The 17,910-nt window shown below is 36.2% G+C and carries 21 protein-coding genes and 1 pseudogene; 16 read left to right on the top strand and 6 right to left on the bottom strand.

What is annotated here, in order from left to right; genetic code table 11:
* Window positions 1–75: 75 nt before the first annotated feature.
* The 5 genes from FLK20_RS18260 to FLK20_RS18240 all read right to left on the bottom strand — a co-directional run bounded on the left by FLK20_RS18260 (window position 76) and on the right by FLK20_RS18240 (window position 4,025).
* Complete coding sequence (locus FLK20_RS18260) at window positions 76–606, bottom strand: DinB family protein (RefSeq protein WP_227995138.1); 531 nt, start codon at window positions 604–606, stop codon at window positions 76–78.
* Between the two features lie 70 nt (window positions 607–676).
* The gene (locus FLK20_RS18255; RefSeq protein WP_152658023.1) at window positions 677–1,888 is read right to left on the bottom strand and encodes an MFS transporter; all 1,212 of its coding nucleotides are present in this window, start codon (window positions 1,886–1,888) and stop codon (window positions 677–679) included.
* A 12-nt stretch (window positions 1,889–1,900) separates the two neighbouring features.
* Entirely contained in the window at window positions 1,901–2,668 is a 768-nt protein-coding gene (locus tag FLK20_RS18250) for a DUF2087 domain-containing protein (protein WP_370453212.1), read from the bottom strand.
* A gap of 191 nt (window positions 2,669–2,859) precedes the next feature.
* A complete protein-coding gene (locus tag FLK20_RS18245; protein ID WP_152658021.1) occupies window positions 2,860–3,612 on the bottom strand; it encodes an alpha/beta fold hydrolase in 753 nt (250 codons plus the stop codon).
* A 32-nt stretch (window positions 3,613–3,644) separates the two neighbouring features.
* Window positions 3,645–4,025, bottom strand: a complete 381-nt coding sequence (locus FLK20_RS18240; RefSeq protein ID WP_152658020.1) for a VOC family protein — start codon at window positions 4,023–4,025, stop codon at window positions 3,645–3,647.
* A gap of 302 nt (window positions 4,026–4,327) precedes the next feature.
* Between FLK20_RS18240 and FLK20_RS18235 the strand changes: the two genes are divergently transcribed.
* The 13 genes and pseudogenes from FLK20_RS18235 to FLK20_RS18185 all read left to right on the top strand — a co-directional run bounded on the left by FLK20_RS18235 (window position 4,328) and on the right by FLK20_RS18185 (window position 14,166).
* Window positions 4,328–5,170, top strand: a complete 843-nt coding sequence (locus FLK20_RS18235) for a hypothetical protein (RefSeq protein WP_152658019.1) — start codon at window positions 4,328–4,330, stop codon at window positions 5,168–5,170.
* The gene (locus FLK20_RS22315) at window positions 5,163–5,372 is read left to right on the top strand and encodes an ArsR/SmtB family transcription factor (RefSeq protein WP_152658029.1); all 210 of its coding nucleotides are present in this window, start codon (window positions 5,163–5,165) and stop codon (window positions 5,370–5,372) included. The genes FLK20_RS18235 and FLK20_RS22315 overlap by 8 nt, the downstream gene beginning before the upstream one ends.
* Window positions 5,373–5,377: 5 nt before the next feature.
* Window positions 5,378–6,607 (top strand): MFS transporter, encoded by a 1,230-nt coding sequence (locus tag FLK20_RS18225; protein WP_152658018.1) that lies wholly within the window; start codon window positions 5,378–5,380, stop codon window positions 6,605–6,607.
* An 88-nt stretch (window positions 6,608–6,695) separates the two neighbouring features.
* Window positions 6,696–6,833: a hypothetical protein gene (locus FLK20_RS21730; protein WP_194165682.1), complete on the top strand. Its 138-nt coding sequence runs from the start codon at window positions 6,696–6,698 to the stop codon at window positions 6,831–6,833.
* A pseudogene (gene tnpA / locus FLK20_RS18220) lies at window positions 6,811–7,062 on the top strand (IS200/IS605 family transposase); the annotation flags it as partial. The gene FLK20_RS21730 and the pseudogene tnpA, both read left to right, overlap by 23 nt.
* A gap of 12 nt (window positions 7,063–7,074) precedes the next feature.
* Window positions 7,075–8,190 carry an RNA-guided endonuclease TnpB family protein gene (locus FLK20_RS18215; protein ID WP_152658017.1) on the top strand — a complete coding sequence of 372 codons (1,116 nt, stop codon included), beginning with the start codon at window positions 7,075–7,077 and terminating at the stop codon, window positions 8,188–8,190.
* Window positions 8,191–8,701: 511 nt separating this feature from the next.
* Complete coding sequence (locus tag FLK20_RS18210; protein WP_194165681.1) at window positions 8,702–9,955, top strand: MFS transporter; 1,254 nt, start codon at window positions 8,702–8,704, stop codon at window positions 9,953–9,955.
* Window positions 9,956–10,034: 79 nt separating this feature from the next.
* Window positions 10,035–10,934: a PhzF family phenazine biosynthesis isomerase gene (locus tag FLK20_RS18205; RefSeq protein WP_152658015.1), complete on the top strand. Its 900-nt coding sequence runs from the start codon at window positions 10,035–10,037 to the stop codon at window positions 10,932–10,934.
* Window positions 10,935–10,995: 61 nt separating this feature from the next.
* Complete coding sequence (locus FLK20_RS18200; RefSeq protein ID WP_152658014.1) at window positions 10,996–11,472, top strand: GNAT family N-acetyltransferase; 477 nt, start codon at window positions 10,996–10,998, stop codon at window positions 11,470–11,472.
* 71 nt (window positions 11,473–11,543) lie between these two features.
* Window positions 11,544–11,684: a hypothetical protein gene (locus FLK20_RS21725; protein ID WP_194165680.1), complete on the top strand. Its 141-nt coding sequence runs from the start codon at window positions 11,544–11,546 to the stop codon at window positions 11,682–11,684.
* Between the two features lie 14 nt (window positions 11,685–11,698).
* A complete protein-coding gene (locus FLK20_RS18195) occupies window positions 11,699–12,223 on the top strand; it encodes a DinB family protein (RefSeq protein WP_194165679.1) in 525 nt (174 codons plus the stop codon).
* A gap of 101 nt (window positions 12,224–12,324) precedes the next feature.
* A complete protein-coding gene (locus tag FLK20_RS18190) occupies window positions 12,325–12,987 on the top strand; it encodes an HAD-IA family hydrolase (protein ID WP_152658013.1) in 663 nt (220 codons plus the stop codon).
* Between the two features lie 306 nt (window positions 12,988–13,293).
* On the top strand, window positions 13,294–14,166 hold the full coding sequence (locus FLK20_RS18185) for a DNA-3-methyladenine glycosylase family protein (protein WP_194165677.1): 873 nt from the start codon (window positions 13,294–13,296) through the stop codon (window positions 14,164–14,166).
* Between the two features lie 75 nt (window positions 14,167–14,241).
* Here FLK20_RS18185 and FLK20_RS18180 read toward each other — a convergent pair whose 3' ends face one another.
* The gene (locus FLK20_RS18180; protein ID WP_370453210.1) at window positions 14,242–15,510 is read right to left on the bottom strand and encodes an aspartate aminotransferase type Ic; all 1,269 of its coding nucleotides are present in this window, start codon (window positions 15,508–15,510) and stop codon (window positions 14,242–14,244) included.
* A gap of 203 nt (window positions 15,511–15,713) precedes the next feature.
* Here FLK20_RS18180 and FLK20_RS18175 point away from each other — a divergent pair, with 203 nt between their 5' ends.
* From FLK20_RS18175 to FLK20_RS18165, 3 genes are all read left to right on the top strand, one after another.
* Window positions 15,714–15,902: a hypothetical protein gene (locus FLK20_RS18175; protein WP_227995136.1), complete on the top strand. Its 189-nt coding sequence runs from the start codon at window positions 15,714–15,716 to the stop codon at window positions 15,900–15,902.
* A 68-nt stretch (window positions 15,903–15,970) separates the two neighbouring features.
* Entirely contained in the window at window positions 15,971–17,434 is a 1,464-nt protein-coding gene (locus tag FLK20_RS18170) for an ATP-binding cassette domain-containing protein (RefSeq protein ID WP_152658011.1), read from the top strand.
* A gap of 101 nt (window positions 17,435–17,535) precedes the next feature.
* Window positions 17,536–17,835, top strand: coding sequence for a DNA-binding protein (locus FLK20_RS18165; RefSeq protein WP_152658010.1), 300 nt, complete (start codon window positions 17,536–17,538; stop codon window positions 17,833–17,835).
* Window positions 17,836–17,910 lie beyond the last annotated feature (75 nt).

Below are 17,910 nucleotides of genomic sequence, written 5' to 3'. Positions count from 1 at the left end.
ATAGCAGGGGGTTTTCAAAAACATTTAAAAAGATAGAGGGAAAGCTCTACATAGGAGTTTCCCTCTACTATAAAACTATTTCTTAACAGAAGCATATTCAAAACGGACATAGCCAATCTCGGCAGCATTTTTCATTAATTCAAGATTTAACCATGAAGCTAATTGATGGAATTCTACTTCATTGTTAAACGGAAATGCAGTATATGCTTTGCTGTAAAGCTCCTCTTCCTTTATATTCGCCAAGATCTCTTCCCACTTTGCAATCAGTGAATGAATAGCTGTCTTGACTAATTCCACATCTTCGTGGACTTTAATTTCTTCTTTGGTCAGTGTTCCCTCTCCGAAAGCGTGATCCAATACCATTTCCCACCAGAAAGTGATATGCCATAATAGCCAGGCGATGCTGGGAGTTCCAATATGATAAGCCTCCGATTCAGGGAAATCAGCAATCCATTTTCCTGCTGCTTCCCTCAAGCAGAGCCCTGCATTTGGAGAACACCACCTATATTCCTCCTGTTCCAGCGAAGCAAGGTGATATTCCAGCAGTTGTTTTGAAATACTAAATTGAAATGTGATGTTATTTAACAGGGCATTATTTTCATTCATGATAAATCTCCTTTTTACGATATGTTTTTTTGTTTTAACAGTTTCCTTCCTGATTACTAAAAACTTAGCCCTATTTAAAATAAGCTTTCTTCGCAGGAATAAATACACTGAATATAATCAGAAACGCGATGAATAACATTCCAAAGGACAATACAATAATCGTCAGCCGCAACGGAATAATGTCTGCTATGGCTCCCACTGTTAAAACAAATACAATCTGAAAAGCACTTATCAGCAGCTGGAACATACTTGTGACTCTTCCCATCAGATCAGAAGGGACATTATTTTGATAAAATGTGTTAATGCCTGCACTGATAAAAGCACTAAAAAATCCAAGTACGATAAAACCAATGGTAACGGTTAAAAATGAAAAGGAAAAAGCATAAATAATATATCCTGCTGTTTGCAGGGTAATCCCGAAAGCAATTAAAAATCGCAGGGAAAAATAATTAGAGAAGATAGAAATAAAAATTCCTCCCGTAACGGCTCCAATGCCCGTAATACTTAAAAGTAAACTGTACTCAACTTCAGACAGACCGACAACATCCTGTGTGAATACAACTTCCTGTGCATCCATTGCAAATCCCAGCACAGTAGTTGCTAAAAAGCCGGCGTAAACCAATGCGATATAACTATTTTCTTTCAAAAATCGGATGACACTTATCCAATCTGTTTTTATTTGTGCAAAAGATAAAGAGGGTATTTGATTCTTATCAAAGGTGTCCTTATCAGGTAAGAAAAGTAATAAAAATGCAGCGGCTATAAAAGCAGCGGTATTTAAAAATAATGGTAAATGCACATCACTAATCATAATCAGTGCTCCTGTAATTGCCGGACCAATAATGAAGGCGCTGGAATTAGTTAAAGATTGTATCGAGTTATACCGTTTTCTGATCGGTCTGGGCACTAATTGCGCAATGTATGTCATTGAAGTCGGAGTAAAAAAGGATTTTGCAATGCTTAAAAAAACAAGAATCAAGTAAATCGCCCATATATTATTTAGAAATGGAATAAAGAAAAGAAAAAAAGCTCTTATCAAATAAGTGGAAATCATTATTTTGCGTTTGCTCCGATAATCAATAAAGCTTCCTGTCCAAAATTTTGTCAGTATATTTACAATTGGTCCGATAACCCATAAGCTTGCCACTGCGGCTGTAGAACCAGTCATTCTGAATACGATAATATTGATGGCGGCAAAATACATAAATTCTCCAACATTAGCAATGCCAATCGTAGTAAGGAGGATAGAAGGATATTTCCAGCTAGTTTGCTGAGAATTCATTTGCCATCCTCCTTATTTTTTCACCCAATACTCCATACCATCCTTGCTGCGCTCCATAAAACCGTATTCAATTAAATATCTCCTAATCGTAACAAAATCGCTATAGACGGGCGTTAGTATATGATTTATTTCCTTTTCAGAATAGACCTTATTCAATTCAAAATGAGTCATGATATTCTGCAGGACAATCAATTTTCTTTTTTCTTTACTTGGGAATTTGTCCAGCTGTCCATCCAGACCTTCTTTAAAATAAGTTGATAAAACCTTCTTTTTCTCTGCCTCTGTAATGGCATAGCGATCATCCACCATCTTCGCCCCCTTATGAAAGTGAATAAACGTATCATCACTTTCCTGATGTGATTCTTTATTTAATAGATTCATCAGCGTAAGAAATACTTTGGCACGCTTTTCTTTTTCCTTTAAATTAAAACGGTGACTCCGGATTGTAGAAGGACTTCCGCCATTTTGCATTTGGACAATTTCTTTATCGGTTAACCCTTGATAAAAGAGGGTAAGTAATTCCTTTTGATGTTCTGTCAATCCAGTGTATTTCTTATCAAGCTGAATCAAATAATCAAACACAGAACCATGCTCCTGTTCGATGTGCTGACTAACAGCTTTTTTTGCTTCGTATAAAGTTCCGTCCATTGGATAGATGATTCCATCTTCAAAGTGCTCGTTGCACAGCAGGCATACATAGTTGCCGGTATTTTCATCAAAAGTATAACCGCTAGAAAGCTCTTCCACTGTCGCATCCCAAAAATGGTTGTTATATGTCAATTTAAACATCTCCTAAATTTGTTTGCTATTATATAAACATTTTATAAAAATGTCCAAATAAATGCAATAAAAAGTAAGGGGTATGAAAGAAGACCAGATAATATTATTCCATGTGAAGCAGACACATAAAATATCCAGTCTGGAGTTGTTATTTAAAAGTAAATAATAACTCCAGACTGGTTAAAAGATGATTATTCTTTTTGCAAGAAAGGGGCAAAGGCTTGCAGTACTATTTCAGGGTCAGGCATATGATCTTGTTCTTCAAGAATGCTAAACACTGTATTAGGAATTGCTTTATCCAATTGCTTTGCAACCTCATGCATTGAGGCAGGGCTTTTTTCCCCAACTATGATTTGTGTGGGGGTTTTTAGCTGGGAGATTTTTGCAACTGGCGGTAAATGACTGGCCAGCATGGTTGACCACTGAGGGGATTTTCGAAACATCCCATCAATGATTTCGACAGGTGTTCCAATGCCCCGCAGAAAAGAACAAAGCGCCTCATCGTGTTTGCCTAGTGCAAGCATTTTATATAACTCTTGACTCAACTCTTTAAACTCTTTTAAATCTGCTGCATTATCCGCATATGCGGGATCATACATTACCAGCCTTTTTACTTTGTTTTCAAGCTTCACGGCAGCTTCTAGTGCAAGAATAGCTCCTGAAGAATGCCCATATACATTTGCCTCTCCTCCTGCTGCATCAATCAAGGCTTCAATATCCTCGAGTTCACATTCTATATCGTAGGGTAGTGTATTATCGCTGTCACCACGACCGCGCCGGTCAAAATTATAAACAGTAAATTGTTTTGCAAACACATTTGCATCATATAGAACCGGTTCAAATGACCGAAAGCAGGTTGCGCCAGTTATAAACAGCAGGGGAGGTCCATCTCCGTATATATCATATGCCAGCATGGTGCCGTCTTTTGATTGGACTGTTTTCATTTATTTCGCCACCTTTTGTAAAGTGATTCAATTTAATTTTCTTCTATCGCCAATAAGTTACCGGCCGGGTCTTTAAACAGAGACACATCTGGGCCTCTATTCATTGCTTTTCCACGAATAATGCCATATTCATCATGCTCCATGCCTTCAATGATTTCGAGGCTGATTCCTTTTTGTTTCAGTTTAGCATCTGTCTGTTCAATATCCGGTACAGTGATACTCAATACAAAGTAGTCCGCTGGCCGATGCTTTTTTCCTTTTGAGTAGATAAAGACCTTTGTCTCTGTGAAATGAAGTGTAAAACCAATTGCTTCCTCTGTCGTTTGAATACCGAGCGTTTCCTCATAAAATAGACGGGCTTTTTCAATATCGTCTACTGGAAAACTGCTCATAGCCTGGGAATCTCGGAACATTGCTTATCCTCCTTTTAAATGAAACAAAACCTATTTTTAATCTGGACTCTAAAACTAACTGTGAACTGGATTCCACCATATTTTAGCACAGCAGACCATCCGGTATTTCTTATCGATTGCTATGATGCAGAGATTATAAAAATCATCAAAAGTGACAATGAAATTAGATGGATAAAACATGGACAAAAACGAAAGAATGTCCCACATAAATTTGTCATAAGAAAGCAGCAAAGCAAATGCGACTTGCAATTTTTTTATGTTAGATATAATTTAAATAACATATTAGATGGAGATCGGATATTATGGAAAACATATCCGAAAATTATTATGTGGCACAATCTGATGTATTTGAATTACTCGCACTTAAGTTTCGTTCAAATAATCATGAATACATGCAAGCAGAAAGCCATCGCGCAAAGGAAAGCTTTAATCAGTTTATTCATGACGCTGTTTCTTTGGTGTCAGATGCGGTAAAGGAAGAATTAGATTGCTTTTTCCATCAGGACAGTTTTTTTGGATTAACATTCGTGCAGCTTCTCTATCAACATGATAAATGGCATGATATACCTGACTTTCTTAATTTTTTGGAGCAATTAGAGTGTGAAGAAATCATTTCAGCATTTCTGACCAGCGGCTATCCATCACCAGAGAGGATAGGAGATTATAATGATGAGCAGGAGGTTTTTTCACATATTCAGGCTTCCTTGCTGCCATTCCCTGAACAGGCAAAGTTATTTTATTTATATTTTGATAAAGAAAATACGAAGAGAAGACTTTTAAAGCTTGTAGAAGAAATAAATGAGAAGATATTTCAGCCTTTCAAAGAGAAGCTGGGTGCTTATCATGAAGACAGTATCCAGAAGCTGCTAAAGATGGACGAAAAACATGTCAAAAAGCTGATTCAACCAAACTTTGATCAACCCAATGCAAATCTTCCAAATAAAATGATTATAATCCCATCCTACTTTTATTATACGAGCACCCTGTTCTCTTATGGGGGTAAAAATGATGCGGTTATTTCTCTTGCTGGTATGGAGCGTATTGAACAAATCATGGATGAAAGTAAGGAAGAGGACAGGGTGATTGATTTAGCCAAGGCCCTGTCTGACCGGACGAAAATTAAAATTATAAAAAGAGCTGAATAAACAGCCCCGCTACGGTTTTGAGCTGGCAAAGCAGCTGAATTTGTCCAGCCCGACTATTTCCCATCATATTTCAAAACTATCTGATTTGGGTCTAATCACGGCAACAAGATCTGAAAATAAAATCTTTTATGAGGCAAACCAGAAGCTGATTGAAGAAGCACTGAGAAATATGTCTGATATTCTGACTGTTAAGGAGAGATAAGCTAAATGGGAGCATTGTTTACCAATCGAAGTTATATGCTGTTGTGGGCAGGGTTAACTGTTTCAAGGTTTGGATACCGCTTTTTTAATTTAGCTATTCTATGGTTTGTGATGCAGGAGACAGGATCTGCGTTATCTTTAGGGATGACAGTTCTATGTTTTACCGTACCAACAATTATTATTGAACCCTTGGCAGGTGTCGCAGCAGACCGTTTTGACAAAAAGAAAATCATGGTTCTGGCAGATGCTTTTACGGGAAGTATGATGTTAGCTATTGCAGTCTTGATGATAAATGGTTCTTTAACGCTTCCCGTGCTATATGCTCTATTAGTCTGCATAGCAGCTTCAATGACTTTGTTCAACCCTTCCGCGAATTCAAGTATCCCTTTACTTGTGCAGGAAGAACAGCTGGCAAAGGCGAATTCGTTAAATCAGCTTAGTACGCAGGGAAGTAATATCCTTGGTCCGGCACTTGCCGGGATGTTGATAGGATTTGTTGGAAATATTGGCTTCCTATTAATTATCAGCGGTATTGCATTTATCATATCAGCAATAACGGAATCCTGGATCAAGGTTCCCCGTATAGCTGACTCTAAAGAAAAGGATAAGCAATCATTTTTCTCAGAAATGCTGGATGGCTTTCAATATGTAAAGAAAGATCGGGCGCTGCTGTTTCTCGTTATTGTTGGCGGAATCATTATTAATTTTTTCTTAGCACCGCTGACAATATTTTTTACGTATATGAGTGATGATATTTTTGATGCTGGTGCTGCCGGCTTAGGATTTATTCATTCTGTCCTGGCGATTGGCGCGATGAGCGGATCATTGATAATTATGTTGAATCTGTTTAAAGATAAATATAAAATGGCAGTGATTGGTCTGATGCTTGAAGGTGTGGCACTGCTAATCATGGGAATTGCATTAAATTATTATGCAACCGTTGCAGCAGCTTGTTTATTAGGACTGGGTGTCTGTTTTGCCAGTGTGGGCTTAAATACCATGTACCAGACCATGATTCCGAAAGCGATGATGGGGAGGGTGCTGAGTTTAGTTTCGATGCTGTTAAATGCTTCTGTTCCGTTAGGGCAATTATTTGGATCAATGATCATAGAATATTATTTGATGACGGTAGTTCTAAGTGTGTTTGGTGTGATTGTAACTATTTCTGCGTTATCATTGATTCGGGTAGTCAGGGTAGAAAGCGGGACGTCTGTGAATGCAGAAAAAGAAGTGTAATAATAGAATGAAGAAATGATTTGGTATAAATATTTTGAATATTCCTGTGATATAATAAACTTAATAACCATGAGGGGGCTAATCCAGTATGGCATTTCCATTAGGTATTTTGCCGGTATTGTCAATAGTTCTTTTATGTATTTCAGCCTGGATTGCATTAAGTAATGTCAGGAAGAGAAAGCATTTATCCATAGCTATTTTTCACATTGGTCGAGTGGAACCATGATATGGACCATATACATATTCTTTTCAAAGCACAACCTAATAGTGAGCTGTCCAAATTTATTAACACTTACAAAAGTGCAAGCTCTAGGCGCATTAAGAAGGCTTTTCCTGATGTTCGTAAAAAGTTGTGGAAAGAAATGTTTTGGTCAAGAAGTTTTTGTTTGTTGACGACAGGTGGCTCACCTATGGAAGTGGTGAAAAAATATATTGACAATCAAGGACTAAAGTGAGGTTATTTTGATATGGCTAAGCAAAACAAAGCATATAAGTTTCGACTGTATCCAACAAATGAACAGACCTTGATGATACACAAAACGTTTGGTTGCGTTCGTTTTGTCTACAACAAAATGTTGGCAGAACGAAAAGAAACCTATGAAAACCTGAAAGCGGATAAAGAAGCATTGAAAAAAGTAAAGCACCCAACTCCTGCTAAATACAAAAAGGAGTTTACATGGCTAAAAGAAGTCGATTCTTTAGCGTTGGCAAATGCACAACTAAACTTAGACAAGGCATATAAAGCATTCTTCAAAGGGAATGCAAAATTTCCTAAATTCAAAAATAAACGACATAAACAAAGCTATACAACAAATGTCGTCAACGGAAATATTGAATTAATAGATGGTCATATTAAATTACCTAAATTAAAATTAGTCAAGATCAAACAACATAGAGATATCCCTTCTGACCATACCATTAAATCTTGTACCGTTTCGATGACGTCATCAGGAAAATACTATATTTCTATTCTTACAGCGTATGAAAAAGAGATTGAACGAAAAGAAATTCAAGATGTTGTAGGATTAGATTTTTCAATGGATGGATTATATGTTGATAGTGAAACAGGTAAGAAAGCCAATTACCCTAAGTTCTATCGACAAATGCTTGAAAAATTAGCAAGTGAGCAACGCAAACTTTCCCGTAAAAAGAAAGGTTCCTCGAATTGGAATAAACAGCGTATTCGAGTAGCTAAAATTGGGGAGAAAGTTGCCAATCAACGTAAAAACTTTCTCCACCATAAATCAAAGGAGTTAGTGTCTAACTTTGATGCTGTTGTGATGGAAGATTTAGATATAAAAAGTATGTCACAAGCTCTAAAGTTTGGCAAAAGTGTCTCCGATAATGGTTGGGGAATGTTCACTTCCTTCTTAAGTTACAAACTAAAAGAACAAGGGAAACAACTTATGAAAATAGATAAGTGGTTTCCCTCTACGAAGAAGTGTTCCTGTTGTGATGCGAAAAGACCTATGAAGTTATCTGAACGTACTTACCGCTGTTCATGCGGCTATGTGGCAGATCGTGACTATAATGCAGCAATCAATATCAAAAAGGAAGGTATTCGCCTATTAGCTTTAGCATAGAAATAAAAACTCTTGGAACAAGAGGGTTAGCTTGATCCATTTCGTCAGCTACTAAAAGTGGCGATTACTCAAGAAGCCCCACTTCAAGCAACCTGTAAGGGTGGTAAGTGGTGGGTAGTTCACAGTGGAGATTGATGCATGGGCGTGTAAAGAAAATATATAAAGATGTATTTAGAGAATATGGCAGTTCCAGTGTTTTGAATAGTTATATTTCGCTTCATGAAACTTGCACAATAAATAGAGAAGGATAAAAAATAAAATTCTAAAATCAATTTAGACTGACATGTAAAGAATGATTTTGATAAACATAAGGAGCTAAATAAAATGAATCGTCCAATTTAAAAATCTCTTTGTTCAAATATTTAACCAATATGAAACAGGGAGATAGCTATAAAACGTAATAAGAACTTTTGCTGACAGAAGGGCCATTTATACACGAATAAGCAGAATCGAACCTTCTTAATGCATTTTCTGGAAGCAGTTTATCTCCCTCATGGAGGAGAGAATTAAATTGAGAACGGTACTTACTAATAAAGATTTCAGATGGATGTGGGGATCAGAGTTTCTTTCTATTTTAAATGGCAGATTAAGAGAATTAGTGATTCCATTAATTGTATTAGGATTAACCAGTTCACCGCTGATTACAGCACTTGTAGCTTTATCACAGCAAATAGGTACAATTCTATTTGCCATACCAATTGGAACATGGGTGGAAAATAAGAATAAGGTTCGGGTTGCAGGAGGTTGTCATTTTCTATATGGAATTGGTGTCTTTATACTTGCTTTTCTGATAGCAACAAATAATGTAAATGCAGTTATTATTGCTTCATTGTTATTTATAATGGGATTACTTGCATTAATCAGCCGCACAGCATTTACTTCGATGATACCTGCTGTTGCCGGAAGAGAGAACTTATTAAGAGCACATACAAATATCGAAGCTGCTGATGCTATTGCTACCGTCATCGGCCCTGCATTGGGCGGCGTATTATTAGCAAAAACAGATTCAGAATTAACATTGGTTATTTGTGCTGCTTTATCCCTTTTCTCTGCTTTGTTTATTGTTTTTATTCGCAAGGAACAAGACTATATAAAAACAGAAACGAAAAAGTCAGAAAAAAATAAATTGAATGCGTTTTTAGGAAAGTCATTAGACGGTTTAAAGATTTTGATAGATAATCCGCAACAGCTGATCAGTACATTGGCAATGTGCATATTAGGTTTCACAACGGTATTTATTACATTAACCATTATATTTTACGCCAGAATAACTATGGAATTATCAGAAGGGTTAATTGGTATTTTACTATCGAGTGCTGGTGTTGGTAATATTGCAGGCATCTTTTTGATAAATAAATTTAAAAATAAAAATTGGATCACGCTGATCAGCTTACTAATGATTATCTCCGGGATAGGCATATTAATGATTACAGTCACAAACACTTTTATTATGATGTGTTTAGGTATGGCGGTTTTTGATTGTGGCCTCTCCATGGCGTTTATTGTACAGGGAGCTGTGCATCAAGGAATTACTCCGAATGAATTTTTATCGAGAGTCAGAAGTTCAACCTATGTTATCGGAGGTATATTTACAATGCTGGGTACTTTTTTAGCGGGGGCTATTCCGGAATTATTTACTGGGAAAATAGCATTGATTATAGGGACTGTCATCCTCTTAATACCGGCTTTTATCATGATTGGTTTTGGGAAATTCGGTGTGGAATTAAACAAAGTGAGGCCCATTTACAAAAGTAGCAAAATGTAAGCAGGACAGCATATTAAAATTCTCGATGAGTATATAGATTTCTTCATCGAGAATTTTAACATCATTGGAGGAATATATCATGAAATCTGTAAAAGTGTATCATTATGATGCGTTCAGTAAAGAACCTGATAAAGGAAACCCGGCTGGCGTAGTTTTAAATGGAGATGAATTGACAGATAATCAAATGCAGGAAATTGCTTTTAAGGTAGGATTTAATGAAACGGCCTTTCCAGTTAAATCTGAAGAAGCGGACCTTGGGATACGTTTTTTCACACCAGGTCATGAAATGAATTTATGCGGACATGCAACCATGGCAACAGTTTATGCATTAAAAACAAAGGGACTGTTAGGTGAAAAGACAGACTTAACGATTGAAACAAGAGCTGGAATTTTACCTGTAAGGCTTGATTCGACTGCTGGAAAAGACATAATGATAACGATGAATCAGGCAGCACCACAATTTGAAGCATTTCATGGTTCTAAAAAAGATTTAGCTTATTCGATCGGGTTAGAAGAAGCGGATTTACATGATAAGCTGCCAATTTTATACGGGAGTACAGGTACATGGACACTGTTAATCCCAATTAAAAAATTAGAAGCTTTTAATAGAATGAAAGCCAGTAATGAAGATTTTCCTTCTATCTTAAAGGAAATGCCTAAATCATCAGTTCATCCATTTTGTTTAGAAACGTATGATGCAAATGCTGATATGCATGCCCGGCACTTTTCCTCTCCATATTCAGGGACTGTTGAGGATGCAGTAACAGGTACGGCATCAGGGGTTATGGGTGCTTATTATGCTGAATACATAAAGAAGGGTATGGAAGGGTCTTTGCAGCTTGTGGTTGAGCAAGGGAATGAAATTGGCAAGGATGGCAGAGTTGGTGTTCAAGTTTCTAAGAATGGTAAGTCGTATGATGTGCAAATTACGGGGAGTGCGGTTTTTGTTAAGGATTTTGATGTTGTGATGGAAAGTTAAAAGCTTGGTGAGAAATAGTAAAAAATATGTCAGGAATGGATAATAGCAGAGGAGAAATATTATGCAGATTATATCATCTGAACAATTAGCAAAAGACAAGATCTATGCCTTTTTTATTAAGCAGTGGGGAAGCTCGGAAATGGTTATTTCCAGCGGTGTTTTTGATTGTACGAAGCTGGAAGGATTTGCGGTGTTAAATAAAGAAGGAGAACTAATCGGTTATATCACCTATATAATATTTGATAATGAATGTGAAATCATTTCTCTAGACAGTTTAGAGGAAGGTAAAGGAATTGGAACAGCTTTAGTTCAGGAAGTAGAGCGTGTTGCTAAAGAGAAGGAATGTGAAAAAGTCAAACTGATTACGACAAATGATAATTTACATGCTTTAAAATTTTATCAGAAGCGGGGTTATTATTTAACAGCTCTTTTTAAAGGAGCGGTTGAAAAAGCAAGAGAGTGGAAACCGGAAATTCCGAAGTTAGGGAGCGATGGGATTCCTGTTCGTGATGAAATTCTGCTTTCTAAAAGCATGTAAAAACTATTGGTAAATTAGAAGAATACAACAATGCATATGTGGAAATCAGAAAATAGGGAGAGATTATTCTAATGAAAATTATAGATAATAGGGGAGAAACACATGAATGGGTGCTAATAGCGGTTGCGTTATTATCTTTGATTACTTTCAAAAAAATAAAAAAAGTAGAAAGATATAAAAATAAATTAAAAGGCATTTTTATTCCGTATTAAAGAGGTGAAGGAAAATGATTTTAGATTTAAAAAGTCCTCCTAAAATGGAGCCTGTTGTCGGTATGCTTTATGCAGCTCTTGAAAATAACTATCATCGATTAAAATCTATCATTACAGACATGTCGCAAGAGGAATTAGACTATAAAGGGCCAAATCAAAAATATAATAGTACTGCGCAATTAATAAGACATCTGGCATATATAGACCTCAATTGGCTGTATAGAATAAAAGGAGATTCGATACCTGAAGAGCTTGAAAATAAGTATGGACCAATGCTGGATGAAAATAACAACATTCCTTTGGTTTACGGTGTTTCGTTGGAAAAATTACTGTCTGATTATGATGATGTATTTTACATGATTCAGTCTATTTGTTATCAGCTGAAGGATAATCAATTGAATACAACCGTAAATTATGAAGATGGAAAAGAAGCAACAATCCGATGGGGAATTTGGCATCTGGCAGACCACAATAGATATCATCAAGCTCATATTAATCAACTTCGTAAATGGTTTAAAGAAGAGCAAGATGATAAATAAACTAATTTAATTCCTTTACATTAAGCTTAGCTATTTGTCGAATGTCAGATATTTAATCGCAATTAAGGTGTCGGAGGTCAATGTAAAAAAAGGAGAGAAAGATCATGAAATCGGTAATTTTTGATATGGACGGAACGTTATTTCAAACCGATAAAATTTTAGAACGGTCATTAGAGGATGTGTTTAATTATTTAGCCTATGTAAATAAGTGGGAAGGAGCTATGCCTATTGATGCATTCCGTGAAATTATGGGAGTACCTTTGCCTGTAGTATGGGAAACCTTACTGCCAAATTACTCTATCGAAGAAAGAGAGCAAATCAATAATTATTTTCAAGAACGGTTAATTGAGAATATAAAGAGTGGAAAAGGTGCATTATATCCAAATGTTAAAGACCTTTTTGAATATCTGAAAAGTGAAGGGTTTTCAATATTTATTGCCAGTAACGGAGTACCTCCATATTTAAACGCCATTGTTCAATATTATAATTTAGATAACTGGGTTTCAGAGACATTTAGTATCGAACAAATTAAATCGTACAGTAAATCCGATTTGGTGAAAAATATTTTAACGAAATATGGAATACAAGAAGCGGCAGTAGTTGGCGATCGATTATCAGATATTAAAGCAGCTAAAGATAATGGGTTAACAGCAGTAGGGTGCAGCTTTGATTTTGCGAAAGAGGAGGAGCTTTCACAGGCGGATTTTGTGATTAATGATTTAATTGAATTAAAAGGGGTTTTTGCTAACATCTTGATTCGATAATTGTCATTGTTAAAGACCGAGATGCTGGTTATTTGCCTGTTACTAGAGTTATTATGTTATTATGATGGATCAGTTGAAAAAAGTCAGCAGCTGTCATCTGAATAGTCCAGCCGTTATATTCCAAAGTTTCTTTATCGACTTGTACTTTTATGATTATTTATAACCTGTAAAATACTATTTTGATAGTTGCGAAGTGAGTTTATTATTGTATACCACAGCAACTTTTTAATGACTTTACTAATTTCAAACATGGAAGACTTTATCTTGATATCGATAAAACGATCCTTTAATCAGGAGGAGATTAGGTTGAAGAAGCTTATTAAATTACCGGAAAAGTTCAACTTTAGTGCTACTACCACAGATCATGGATGGTATCTATTGCCGCCCTTCCATCATAATGATAATAGACAGACTTTGAGCAGGGTGGAAGAATTATCAACCGGTAAAATTGTTATGCTTCATATAAAGCAAGATAACGATAAATTAATTGTAGAAACAGACGATAAGAAAACATTAACCAGTAAAGAAAGTGAAGAGGTTATTCGTAAAGTTACCTGGATGTTCCGCTTAGATGAGGATTTTAGTGCATTTTATAAAATGTGTGACGATAACGGAGATATGCAGAAAATTGTAACGGAAAGTAGAGGAAGACTGTTGCGATCCCCAAGCATATTTGAGGATATTGTTAAGACAATACTTACCACAAATACTACCTGGAGCCGAACCATTTCCATGACAACTCATTTCGTTACGCTTTTAGGAGAAAGATATTCGGATGATTCGGAATTATTTGCGTTCCCCACACCGGAAGCCGTTTTAAGAAAAGATAAGCATTTTTTAAACGATACTGTTAAATTGGGTTATCGAAGCGAGTATATTTATGAACTAGCGCAAAATTTATGTAATGGTGTATATGATTTAGATGCGCTAAAAAAAACGGAAATACCAACAGAAGATATTGTTCATCAAATGAGAGAGATTAAAGGAGTTGGACCTTATGCACTCAGCATCATTTTAATGCTATTGGGGCGATATGACTTTTTGCCAGTAGACAGTGAATTTAAGAAACATGTAAAGAATAAATATTTTGCTGGTAAGCTTCCTCCTAAAAAGCAATTACAGCAGCTATATAAAGAGTGGGGAGATTATAAATTTTTAGCTTATTGGTTTGACCGTTGACATATTCATACGTTTAAACCTGCTATATGAAGAAAAAACCATTTGACGATCTAACGCCAAACGGTTTTTTCTTTTTTATAATAACTTATTCGTACTCACAAGGATAATACAAATACATAAAACTTCGATTGCCTTTTCCACTTCTTCCAGCGTTGGGAATGAAGGCGCTATACGAATGTTTCGATCTCGTGGATCTTTTCCATATGGAAAGGCTGCTCCAGCGCCTGTTAATGTTACGCCAGCCTCTTTTGCCAGACTGATTACTTCAGCAGCACAGCCATCCATCGTATTCAGACTGATAAAGTAGCCTCCTTTAGGCTCTGCCCAGGTTGCAATACCGTAGGAACCTAATTTTTCCTGAAGTATATTCAATACGGCATCGAATTTAGGCTTCATAATTTCTGCGTGTTTTTTCATATGTGCCAGGACATTATCATAGTTTTTGAAAAAGCGGACATGGCGCAGCTGATTTACTTTATCAGGACCAATGGTCTGCACGCTTATTTGTTCTTTAATAAAATCGATATTGTCCTTGCTTGCTGCCACTGCTGAAACACCGGCTCCCGGAAAAGTAATTTTGGAAGTAGATGCAAACATAAACACTCTGTCGGGATTTCCGTGTTTCTTACATGCTTCCAAAATATTTTTTAAGCGTGGTGGGTTGTCAGTAAGGTCATGGACCACATAAGCATTATCCCAGAATATTTTAAAATCCTTTGCCTTTGTTTCCATTTTAGCCAGACGCTCTACAACCTCATCGCTATATGTAATCCCATCTGGATTGCTATATTTTGGAACAGACCACATTCCTTTAATAGATGCATCATTCCGGACCAGCTCTTCCACTTTATCCATATCCGGACCATCTTCCAGCATATCGACAGAAATCATTTCAATATCGTAGGCTTCACAAATGGTAAAATGCCTGTCATAACCGGGAACAGGGCAGATAAATTTAATGTTCTCCTCCTTGCCCCAAGGAGCTTCACTGTCAATAACACCTTTTAATAATGCCTTTGAAATCAGATCATGCATGATATTTAAGCTGGCATTGCCCCCGATTAAAATCTCTTCCGTATCTACTTCCAATATCTCCTTGAACAACACTTTTGCTTCTGGTATGCCATCAACTACGCCATAATTTAAAATGGAAAAGTTATCACCAATATTTTCAGAATTGACACTGTTTAATAATTCCAATGATAATTCCAGCTGTTCAACGCTTGGCTTTCCTCTGGCCATATTTAATGATAGATTTTCTTGCTTGATTATATCAAATGCTTTCTTTGCTTGGTCATGAAGATGTTGCAGGCTGGAATAATCCATCTGTTTCAATTCGCTCAATTTTATCCCTCCGACATACTTTAACTTGATTTTGTCTCTTGTTAATTATTTTATGTCATTCAATAGGAATTGCAAGGGAAAACATGCAAACTTGCTAATCTATTTATTTATGAATTAATTTTCAGTTGAAATTGTTAAATAATTGAAACATTTATCATTTGTTTTCGTATGTAAAAGCAACAACGATAAAAGGGAGAGTTGAAATGATGAATGGCTGGTGGAACAAGAAGAAGTCAAAAACAAGGAAAAGTAGAAAAGGGAAAGGATCTTATACAAAAGTAGATTTGCTTTTCGATATTTTGTTTTGGATTCCTGAAATTATCATATTTCCGATTCGTGTTCTGTTCTGGTCATTGAGAGGTGTGTTTAGATGGGTGATTGACGTGACATAAGACAATGGAAAATGCTATCTTAATTTAAATAGAATTTTGGATAATGAATATGGAAAGGAGTGATAAATATGACCGGTAATATTCTGATTAATAAGATGACGTTTCAATATCCATCGATGCTCCATCCTTTATTTGAAAATATAACAGTAAATATCGATGAAAATTGGAAGCTTGGGCTGCTCGGAAGAAATGGTCGCGGAAAAACGACATTCTTTAAAATCCTCCTGGGAGAGCTGGATTATGAAGGAACGGTACAATCCTCACTTATATTTAAGTATTTCCCTGTATACCTTGCTAATCAGCTGACGGCAGAAGAAGTGCTGCTTCAAAAAAATCCAATGATTGAACGCTGGGAATTGGAGCTGGAATTATCTTATATGGATTTGCCTGCGGAAGTGCTGGACAGGGATTTCTATGTTTTAAGCGGCGGGGAACAGACAAAAATTTTATTAATAGAATTATTTCTCAATGAAGCTGCTTTTCCACTGATAGATGAACCGACAAATAATTTAGATGCTCATGGAAGGAGGGGCGTAGGGGATTACTTAAATCGGAAGAAGGGTTTTATTGTCGTCAGTCACGATCAGCATTTTCTGAATCAGTTTGTTGACCATACCATGGCAATCAATAAAGAAAGTATTGATGTGATAAAAGGGGACATTGATACATGGGCTTATGAAAAAAAGAATGCTGATGAGCTTGCTGAAGAAAAAAATCATAGACTATATCAGGAGATTAATAGACTCGAAGCTGTTTCTAAAAGAGTTGCATCTTGGGGGCAGAAAAGAGAAAACAGTACAAAAGATGCTGCTGAAAGAAGATTAGCTGCGAAACAAATGAAGCGTTCCAAAGCAATCAAAAAAAGAACGGAAGAAAAGATTAGGGATAAAAAGAGCTTAATCAATAATGTTGAACAAGTAGAAAGTTTAAAGATGCGGGTAGACCAGCCTGATAAACAAGTTCTTTTACTTCGGAATTTTTCTATTTTACAGAATGGAAAGTGTTTATTTGAACCGGTTAATATAGATGTCTACCCTTCCGAACGCTTATTTATAACAGGAAAAAATGGGGCAGGAAAAACAACCCTATTGCACTTCATTCTAGGAAATGGTCAATTTGAAGTTACAGGTGATTATCAGATCAGACTTCCAAATAAAATCTCCCTTTTGCACCAGCAAAATCAGTTGGGTAAGGACCATGCTTCTATTCTTCAACAATTAACAGCGCAGGAAAAGGAATCATATCTGCATTTATTGCGGCAATTAGGCTCCAAACGATCCAGTTTTGCTGATCATACAAGCAATCACTGGAGTTCGGGAGAGCAGAAGAAAGTATTTTTGGCAAATGCCTTGCTCGGTAATCATTCCTTATTTGTATGGGATGAAGTGACAAACTATTTAGACATGATGGTGATTGACCAGTTAATTGGAGCCATAAATAAATATAAACCGACAATGATCGGAGTAGATCATAATGAACATTTTGCAAATTCCGTGGCAACGAAGAAGCTGGAGCTGATTAAGAAAGTTTGATTCAGGTAAGGAAAGTGCTATTTTAGTTCACTTGCAAGTCTATATGGAATGATGTAAGGATATGAAAGCAGCAAATTAGAAGAATAGTGGAGGGGTATCAAATGGAAATAGAAATATCAGGTTTAGACTTTGGCCTCATTGTACTGGCTATTGGATTGGCAGTGATGGGATATTTTATTGGAAAAGGACTGCAAAATTTGGGGCGTTCAGAAACAAGCAAAGAATATAATATCTTTATCAAGGAAAGTGATTTAGAGTTTTACATTAATCTAAATAAAGAAGAAATTGAGGATTTATTAAGGAAATATCCGGATGCTCCCAAGATAGAGTTGAACGGAACAACCTATTATCCATATACACAATTCATGGAATGGGTTTCTTCCAGGAATAATTATAGATAATAGATATGAGAAGCTATTTACATATTTAGAGATTAGATTAAATTTAAACAAGAAAATGAACAGATAATATGGATG

The organism is Oceanobacillus sp. CFH 90083, assembly GCF_009389585.1.
In the GTDB taxonomy this organism is placed as follows: Bacteria; Bacillota; Bacilli; order Bacillales; family Amphibacillaceae; genus Oceanobacillus.
This window is presented reverse-complemented; position numbering and strand designations above follow the sequence as displayed.

Bases quoted from the DNA above. Each gene is read 5' to 3' on its own strand.
- FLK20_RS18260 (WP_227995138.1), bottom strand. From the start codon at position 606: ATGAATGAAAATAATGCCCTGTTAAATAACATCACATTTCAATTTAGT.
- FLK20_RS18255 (WP_152658023.1), bottom strand. From the start codon at position 1,888: ATGAATTCTCAGCAAACTAGCTGGAAATATCCTTCTATCCTCCTTACT.
- FLK20_RS18245 (WP_152658021.1), bottom strand. From the start codon at position 3,612: ATGAAAACAGTCCAATCAAAAGACGGCACCATGCTGGCATATGATATA.
- FLK20_RS18240 (WP_152658020.1), bottom strand. From the start codon at position 4,025: ATGTTCCGAGATTCCCAGGCTATGAGCAGTTTTCCAGTAGACGATATT.
- FLK20_RS18235 (WP_152658019.1), top strand. From the start codon at position 4,328: ATGGAAAACATATCCGAAAATTATTATGTGGCACAATCTGATGTATTT.
- FLK20_RS18225 (WP_152658018.1), top strand. From the start codon at position 5,378: ATGGGAGCATTGTTTACCAATCGAAGTTATATGCTGTTGTGGGCAGGG.
- FLK20_RS21730 (WP_194165682.1), top strand. From the start codon at position 6,696: ATGGCATTTCCATTAGGTATTTTGCCGGTATTGTCAATAGTTCTTTTA.
- FLK20_RS18215 (WP_152658017.1), top strand. From the start codon at position 7,075: ATGGCTAAGCAAAACAAAGCATATAAGTTTCGACTGTATCCAACAAAT.
- FLK20_RS18205 (WP_152658015.1), top strand. From the start codon at position 10,035: ATGAAATCTGTAAAAGTGTATCATTATGATGCGTTCAGTAAAGAACCT.
- FLK20_RS18200 (WP_152658014.1), top strand. From the start codon at position 10,996: ATGCAGATTATATCATCTGAACAATTAGCAAAAGACAAGATCTATGCC.
- FLK20_RS21725 (WP_194165680.1), top strand. From the start codon at position 11,544: ATGAAAATTATAGATAATAGGGGAGAAACACATGAATGGGTGCTAATA.
- FLK20_RS18195 (WP_194165679.1), top strand. From the start codon at position 11,699: ATGATTTTAGATTTAAAAAGTCCTCCTAAAATGGAGCCTGTTGTCGGT.
- FLK20_RS18175 (WP_227995136.1), top strand. From the start codon at position 15,714: ATGATGAATGGCTGGTGGAACAAGAAGAAGTCAAAAACAAGGAAAAGT.
- FLK20_RS18170 (WP_152658011.1), top strand. From the start codon at position 15,971: ATGACCGGTAATATTCTGATTAATAAGATGACGTTTCAATATCCATCG.
- FLK20_RS18165 (WP_152658010.1), top strand. From the start codon at position 17,536: ATGGAAATAGAAATATCAGGTTTAGACTTTGGCCTCATTGTACTGGCT.